A 7,773-nucleotide genomic window follows, 5' to 3' on the forward strand; every position below is an offset into this window, starting at 1 on the left:
AAAAGAGTGTAAAAGAAAAAGATGTTATTGTTGTTTCAACTTATTTAGGGAAAGATGAATTTATTATTGGGCAAATTTTAAAAGGAAAGAAATTTTATTCTCATAAAAAGAATAATGATTTGAAGATTTTTGATTTGGATAATTCTAAAATTTTTTCAAAAAAAAACTTTCAAATTTTTAATTCTTTGATTCCTCAACAATCTACATTAAGTCCTGTTCACAAAAGGAAAAATTTCATTTTATCCAAATATTTTGGGTATGAATTAGATATTTCATTAAAAAATCTTTCAGAAATTTCCATTGAAATAATGTGTATGGAATGGTTGAGATCTAATTTTGCTCCAAGAGAATATAAAATTAAATCCCAACTCTTGAAGATTGGAGGAAATTATGCAAAAGTAGATATTTATGGATTCACAGAAAATACTGAAAAAATTGCGGTACAAGTTTCATTCACGGATAATTTAAAGGTTTTAGATAAAAAGGCTTCAGATCTTTTGAGTTTTAATGCTGATAAATATGTTATTTTTTGCTCAATAAATCATTATTTTAATGAAAACATTAAAGTAATAACATTAGAAAAAGTGTTTGAAGATTTTAAGAATGATGATTTTTATTTAAAAATGTTAAAAGAATTAATTAATTCATGAAAAATATATTTTACACAATCATTTTAATGGCAGTGGTTTCCTGCGGAAAGGTTTCTCCGAAAGGAAACATTGAAAGGAAAGACGTAGATGTTTCAGAATTTGTAAACCTCGATCTGGAAGGAAAATTTCGTGTTTTTTACGCAAGAGGAAACAAAAATTTTATAGAAATCGAAACCTATCCTAATGTCGCCGATAATCTTGAGGTGGATGTAAAAGATAAAACCTTAACCATCAAAGAAAAACGAGGAACAGAAGGAGTAGATTTTTACAATGTGACGATTTATTCCAAATACAATCTTGAAAAAGTAATTGCTTCGGATTCTGTAGAAATGAACATTTCGAGCGAAATTAAGACCGATAATTTTAAGCTTAATTTAAAAAATTATGCTACATTTATGGGTTCGGTAAATACAAGAAGGGTAGAAGTTGAAATGATGAACCGAAGCAGAGCCAATTTTCTGGGGCAAACCAAAGATGCTGTCATTAAAGTATCTGATACAGCAAGTTTAATCGCTCCTTACTGGAAAATTGAAAACCTGAATATCGACTCTAAAAATGGAAACTACGCCGAAGTGAATGTAAAAGATTCCTTAAAAGGACATATTCAGAATACGGCTAAATTTGTGTATTATAATGATCCGATTAGGGCTTTTAAAATTGATAAAAGTACAAGAGTGGAGAATAAGAAATTGGATTGAGAAGTAAGTTGGAAGAAAAAAAATACACAGCGAATAGTATTCAAAGCTTAGAAGGAATGGAGCATGTAAGACTTCGTCCTAAAATGTATTTTGAAGACTGTTTTAAAGAAAATAATTTAAATGCTCTTGTATTTAGATCTTTATGTCACGCTATTGATGAATATTTTGATGAAAATTGCAGTGAAATTATAATTAATGCTGTAGGAAACTTATTAAAAATTGAATATAATGGAGGAATGTCTTTAGAAAAATCTCGCGATTTAACTACAGCAGAATGTATTATGACCAAAATCGGCGCATGCAGTAATGAAAAGAAGCATTTGGAAGTAGGGGATGAATTTTGTCGGGTTGGAATGGCAATAATTAATGCTGTCTCTGAAAAATGCGAACTCAAGACAATTTTCAGCAGACAAGAAGGTAATTTTATTTTTGAAAAAGGAAAAACAGTATCGAAGGAAATTATTAAAACGGATAATTCTGAGGATTTTACAACAATAAGCTTTGAGATCAGCAAAGAAATTTTTGGAGATTCTGTTTTTGAATTAAATGATTTGGAATTGAAATTAAATGCTTTGAAAGAAAGACTGCCAAATTTGGAAATTAAACTTAATAAATAAAAGCTGTCATTCAGAACATAGACTGAAGATCTATGAACGAAGTTCAGATGTGTAGTGATAAATCTTTTTAAATAAAATAGATTTCTCCTTCGTCGAAATGACAAATGCTGAAACGATAAAACAAAGAAATTAAACCGGAACTTTACAAAAATTAGAAAATACAAATATGACAACATTAGAAAAAGCAAAACTTTGGTTGGGCGAAACATTTGATGAGGAAACAAGAAATGCTGTTCAGGTATTAATCGACAGCAATTCGCCTGATCTGGAAGACTCTTTTTACAGAGAACTGGAATTCGGAACAGGAGGAATGAGAGGAATTATGGGCGTTGGAACCAACCGCTTAAATAAATATACTTTAGGTCAGGCAACACAGGGACTTGCCAATTATATGTTGAAGCAGTTTCAGGGAGAAGAAATTAAAGTGGCAATTGCTTATGACGTAAGAAATAACTCGAAAGAATTCGGAAAACTGGTTGCTGATGTTTTAACAGCAAACGGAATTAAAGTCTTGCTTTTCAAGGATCACAGACCGACTCCTGAATTGTCATTTACCGTGAGAAATAAAAAATGTCACGGAGGAATTGTTTTAACGGCTTCCCACAATCCGCCGGAATATAACGGTTACAAAGTATACTGGAATGACGGAGCGCAGATTGTTCCGCCACATGATGAAGCAATTATCAATGAAGTTTATTCTGTGAAATTTGAGGAAATTAAATTCAACGGAAATGATGATTTAATCGAATGGATCGGAGAGGAACAGGATGATGTGTACATTGATGCATGTATCGAAAATTCTACCTATCAGAATATTGGAAAAGAAAATTTAAACATCGTTTTCACATCCATTCACGGAACAACCTATACAACCGTTCCGAAAGCTTTGGAAAAAGCAGGTTTCAAAAAAATTGATCTTGTGAAAGAGCAAATGATCCCAAGTGGAAATTTCCCGACGGTAGATTCCCCGAATCCGGAAGAGCCGGCCGCTTTGGAAATGGCAATGGATTTGGCGAAAATTACCAATGCTGACATCGTGATCGGAACAGATCCGGATGGTGACAGACTGGGAATTGCAGTAAGAAATCTTGACGGTGAAATTGAATTGTTAAATGGAAATCAGACCAATACGATCCTTACCTACTATATTTTAAACGAATGGAGAAAGCAGGACAGAATCACCGGAAAAGAATTCATCGGTTCTACGATTGTAACTTCTGATATTTTCTTTGATATTGCACAGAGATTTGGTGTTGACTGCAAAGTCGGATTAACCGGATTCAAATGGATCGGAAAAATGATCCGTGATTTTGAAGGAAAAGAAAAATTCGTTTGCGGTGGTGAAGAAAGTTTCGGTTTCATGACGGGAGACTTCGTTCGTGATAAAGATTCTTGCGGAAGTATTGTTTTAGCCTGCGAAATTGCAGCATGGTGCAAAGCGAACGGAAGAACGATGTACCAATACATGATCGAAATTTATCAGGAATTGGGAATGTACTATGAAGGATTGGTAAATCTGGTAAGAAAAGGAAGAGACGGAGCGGAAGAAATTCAGAATATGATGAAAAATTTCCGTGAAAATCCTCCAAAAGAATTGGCTGGTTCATTGGTTGAAGAAGTGAAAGACTTTAAAGAACAGACTAATTTTATCGTTTCAAAAGGTGAGAAACAAGTAATGAACGATATTCCGAAATCGAATGTATTGATTTATTACACTCAGGATGGGACAAAAGTCTGCGTAAGACCTTCAGGAACAGAACCGAAGATTAAATTCTATATTTCTGTGAAAGATTCCGTTACTTCTGAAGCAGATTTCAGAGATAAATTGAAGTCTTTAGAAGCAAAAATAGAAGAAGTAAGAAAGGATTTGAAATTAGATTAATTTCATTCGATCTTCATGATAAAAAGAAGTTTAGCGGCTTTTATTCTGTTGATTTTTATTTTTTCATGCAAAAAAGAAGCCCCAAAAACTTCTGCAGGAAAGATAGAAAAAGACACCGCTTCAAAAGCAGAAACAAAAGAGGATTTGTTTAAGCCTATTGATACTGCCTGTTCTTCAAAGAACAAGACTGAAGATTATATTGCAGCGTTTCAGTGGTATCAGCAGAAAGCAGAAAAAGAAATTACTCAGAATTCACCTGAACAGAATGATAAATTATACGAAGATTATATCAGAATTCGTGAAAAGTATACAGCTTGTTTAAGCGAAAGTCTGAATAAGATCCTTGAAGAATATGTGAATTATTATGATTCCGAAAGCAACAGTTACAAGTTTCCTGAAAATATAAAGAAACTAATTGCCGAACTGAAGAAAGCTGATCTTGAATTTACAGAAGTAGGAGAAGGATATACCGAAATACATTCGGTTCCGGATCATTATTTTTTTGTATTTAAAGACAAAGTAACCCCGGATTATAATACGTATATCGGGCAGTTAGCGAAAGAAAGCGAAGGTCTTTATTCGGCGGATGCAGGATTGGTAATTTCATGGAAAGAGTTAGGAGAAAGAACTGTTTTTTGGGAAAATTTTATAAAAAAATATCCTAAAAGTTCATTGATTTCCAGAGTAAAAGAAATATACAATAATTATTTGTATGATTATTTATTCGGTATGGAGAATACACCAACTTACGAGTTTTTGAATGGAACCATATATGACGAAAACAGGAAAGAATTCAATAGGATCATAAAGAAATATCCGAATTCTGCTGTAGCTAAAAAGGCAAAAGAATTAATCAGCCTTCTGGATGCAAAAGTTCCTGAAGAAGAAGTTGTAAGAAAAATAAATATTAGAAGAAAATATTAAATAAATTTAAATAAAATAAAGTGAAAGTTTCAAAATTAGCGGCGAACCTGATTGGTTCTGAAATTGTAAAAATTGGTAATGAAGTAAATGATTTAAAGGCAAAAGGAGCAGAAATCGCGAATCTTACGATTGGTGATTTAAATTCTAATATTTATCCGATTCCGGCAAAATTGAAGGAAGAAATTCAGAAAGCTTATCAGAATAATCTGACAAATTATCCGCCTGCAAACGGACTTTTATCTTTAAGAAAAGAAGTTTCCAAAGATTTAAAAACAAGATGGAATTTAGACTATTCACCCAATGATATTTTAATTACGGCAGGTTCAAGACCTTTGATCTATGCGGTGTACAAAACAATCGTGGACGAAGGTGATAAAGTAGTGTATCCGATTCCGTCCTGGAACAATAATCATTACGCTTATCTTACTTCAGCCAACGCAGTGGAAGTAAAAACCACTCCGGAAAACAATTTTCTTCCGACTGCAGATGATCTTAAACCTCATTTAGAAGGAGCAGTTTTATTGGCACTTTGTTCACCGTTGAATCCTACCGGAACCATGTTTACAAAAGATCAGCTTTCTGAAATCTGCGAACTGGTTTTAGCGGAAAACAAAAAAAGAGGTGAAGACGAAAAGCCTCTATATTTAATGTACGACCAGATTTATTCTAACCTTACTTTTGGGGCAGAACACGTAGATCCGGTTTCTCTTTTCCCTGAAATGAAAGAATTTACGGTGTATATCGACGGTATTTCAAAATGTCTTGCCGCTACAGGAGTTCGTGTAGGATGGGGATTTGGTCCGGTTCATATCATGGACAAAATGAAAGCTCTTTTAACGCACGTTGGAGCTTGGGCACCAAAACCTGAACAGGAAGCAACAGCAAAATATTACGAAAATCCTGAGGACGTAAATGAATTTGTTGAAGATTTTAAAAACAAACTGGAAGCCAGCCTGAAAGTTCTTCACGGCGGAATTCAGGATTTGAAAGGAAAAGGACTTTCTGTAGACAGCATCGAGCCAATGGGAGCGCTTTATCTTACCATTAAATTAGATTATATCGGAAAAACAAAACCGGACGGAACAGTGATTGAAAACTCTTCTGATCTCGTATTCTATTTAATCAATGAAGCAGGTGTTGCTTTGGTCCCGTTCTCTGCTTTCGGGGAAGAAAAATCAGAACCTTGGTTCAGAGCTTCTGTAGGAGGTTTGGCAATCGAGGAAATTGAAGTGATGATGCCAAAACTGGAAAATGCTTTGAACGCTTTAAAATAAAATATTAAATATAATAAATAGCTTCGTGAATATACTTTGCGAAGCTTTTTTTGACTTATAGCCTTAATGAGATTACCTAAAAGATACTTTCTCGAAACTCAATTTTTGAGCTATTCCACATTAGGAATTATTATTTTAGTAATTTTGAGTGTCTGGATTTCAGGAACAGGTTCTCATAGGTCTTTGTTTCAGAATTCCATTTTATCAACTTCTATTTTAGCCGTTGCTTTCTTTCTTTTTATAAGTCTGGGACTATATTACGGATTAAAGCTGAAAGAAAATGTGGGAAGTATTGTAAACAGAGAAAAAATAAAAAGTTACAGAATTAGTAAGCCAAAAGTCGATAACTTTGATTTTCCTGATATTAGCTTAATTGGAAATGAAGGTTGCGGAGAGATTATTATTTCAATAATTTTATGGATTTTGTTGTCTGTAGTTCTTATTTTTCTTCTCTATTTTCTGAGTGTTTTTTTCTGGGTTGTCATTTTACTGTTTACAGCCATGCTGTACTGGATTTTTTTTCGTGGTTTGCGGTTGGTATTTAAAAACTCAAAACATTGCAGAGGAAATCTTCTGAAAAGTTTCGGTTTCGGATTTTTTTATTCGTTTCTTTACATTTCATGGATCTACGGAATTATTTTTTTAGCTAATTATTTAAATTAAATCTCTAATTATTTTATCAATGAAAATTATCGCAGTTATTCCCGCCCGATACGAAGCCAGTCGTTTTCCGGCAAAACTGATGCAGTTGTTGGGAGATAAAACCGTTATTACAACCACTTATCAGAATGTGGTAGAAACAGGTTTATTTGATGAAGTCTTTGTTGCCACAGATTCTGAAATTATTTTCGATGAAATCACTAAAAACGGAGGAAAAGCTGTAATGACCGGACAACATGAAACCGGAAGCGACCGTATTGCCGAAGCAGTGCAGAATATCGACTGTGATATCGTGATCAATGTTCAGGGAGATGAACCTTTCCTTAAATTAGAACCTTTACAACAATTAATTGAAGTTTTTCATCAGGATGACAATCAGGAGATTTCTTTGGCTTCATTGAAAATAAAACTCACTGAAAAAGAAGAGATTGAGAATCCTAATAACGTGAAAGTAATTACCGATAACAATGGTTTCGCATTGTATTTCAGCCGTTCTGTGATTCCATTTCATCGTGAGATTTCTTATGATGTTGATTATTTTAAACATATTGGAGTTTATGCATTCAGAAAACACGCTTTGATCCAGTTCTCAAAACTGGAAATGAAATCTCTGGAGATTTCAGAAAAGATAGAATGCATCCGCTATCTCGAATATGGCATGAAAATCAAGATGATAGAAACTAATTTCGTTGGCGTAGGAATAGATACGCCGGAAGATCTTGAAAAAGCAAGAAGATTAATTTAAAAACGTGAGGTAATTCACATTTTCAAATTGTTTCATTTTCAATTTTTCAAATTAAAAAAGCCTTATATTTGAATTGATAAAATAAAATTAATGAAGAAGTTACTTTTAGTATTCGTCCTGATTATTTCACAGTCCTTTTTTGCGCAGACCGCGAAAGAAATTATTGATAAAAACATTGAATTATCCGGAGGATTAACCAATTGGAAACTATTAAATTCAGTATTGCTGCAGGGAAGCGTAATCTTGGGAATAAAAGATGAATATCCGATTAAAATTTATCAGCAGCGTCCAAATCTTACCAAAACCGTCATCACCATTAGCGG

The 7,773-nt window shown here is 33.4% G+C and carries 8 protein-coding genes and 1 pseudogene; all 9 read left to right on the forward strand.

Annotated elements, in window-relative coordinates:
• Positions 1-650: hypothetical protein (locus WFK35_RS18515; RefSeq protein WP_336733801.1), on the forward strand; the 650-nt coding region annotated here is incomplete at its 5' end.
• Entirely contained in the window at positions 647-1,348 is a 702-nt protein-coding gene (locus WFK35_RS18520; protein WP_336733802.1) for a GIN domain-containing protein, read from the forward strand. The genes WFK35_RS18515 and WFK35_RS18520, both read left to right, overlap by 4 nt.
• On the forward strand, positions 1,345-1,965 hold the full coding sequence (locus tag WFK35_RS18525; RefSeq protein ID WP_336733803.1) for a hypothetical protein: 621 nt from the start codon (positions 1,345-1,347) through the stop codon (positions 1,963-1,965). The genes WFK35_RS18520 and WFK35_RS18525 overlap by 4 nt, the downstream gene beginning before the upstream one ends.
• Positions 1,966-2,131: 166 nt before the next feature.
• Complete coding sequence (locus tag WFK35_RS18530) at positions 2,132-3,847, forward strand: phospho-sugar mutase (RefSeq protein WP_336733804.1); 1,716 nt, start codon at positions 2,132-2,134, stop codon at positions 3,845-3,847.
• Between the two features lie 15 nt (positions 3,848-3,862).
• Complete coding sequence (locus tag WFK35_RS18535; RefSeq protein ID WP_336733805.1) at positions 3,863-4,771, forward strand: hypothetical protein; 909 nt, start codon at positions 3,863-3,865, stop codon at positions 4,769-4,771.
• A gap of 20 nt (positions 4,772-4,791) precedes the next feature.
• A complete protein-coding gene (locus WFK35_RS18540; RefSeq protein WP_336733806.1) occupies positions 4,792-6,045 on the forward strand; it encodes a pyridoxal phosphate-dependent aminotransferase in 1,254 nt (417 codons plus the stop codon).
• A 105-nt stretch (positions 6,046-6,150) separates the two neighbouring features.
• Positions 6,151-6,708: a hypothetical protein gene (locus WFK35_RS18545; protein WP_336733807.1), complete on the forward strand. Its 558-nt coding sequence runs from the start codon at positions 6,151-6,153 to the stop codon at positions 6,706-6,708.
• 19 nt (positions 6,709-6,727) lie between these two features.
• A complete protein-coding gene (kdsB, locus tag WFK35_RS18550; protein ID WP_336733808.1) occupies positions 6,728-7,450 on the forward strand; it encodes a 3-deoxy-manno-octulosonate cytidylyltransferase in 723 nt (240 codons plus the stop codon).
• A gap of 90 nt (positions 7,451-7,540) precedes the next feature.
• Positions 7,541-7,773: pseudogene (locus WFK35_RS18555) on the forward strand (histidine kinase); the annotation flags it as partial.

This window comes from Chryseobacterium sp. VD8 (assembly GCF_037149975.1).
In the GTDB taxonomy this organism is placed as follows: Bacteria; Bacteroidota; Bacteroidia; order Flavobacteriales; family Weeksellaceae; genus Chryseobacterium; species Chryseobacterium indicum.

Excerpts from the sequence above, each read along its gene's own strand:
- WFK35_RS18520 (WP_336733802.1), top strand. The coding sequence starts at position 647 with ATGAAAAATATATTTTACACAATCATTTTAATGGCAGTGGTTTCCTGC.
- WFK35_RS18530 (WP_336733804.1), top strand. The coding sequence starts at position 2,132 with ATGACAACATTAGAAAAAGCAAAACTTTGGTTGGGCGAAACATTTGAT.
- WFK35_RS18535 (WP_336733805.1), top strand. The coding sequence starts at position 3,863 with ATGATAAAAAGAAGTTTAGCGGCTTTTATTCTGTTGATTTTTATTTTT.
- kdsB (WP_336733808.1), top strand. The coding sequence starts at position 6,728 with ATGAAAATTATCGCAGTTATTCCCGCCCGATACGAAGCCAGTCGTTTT.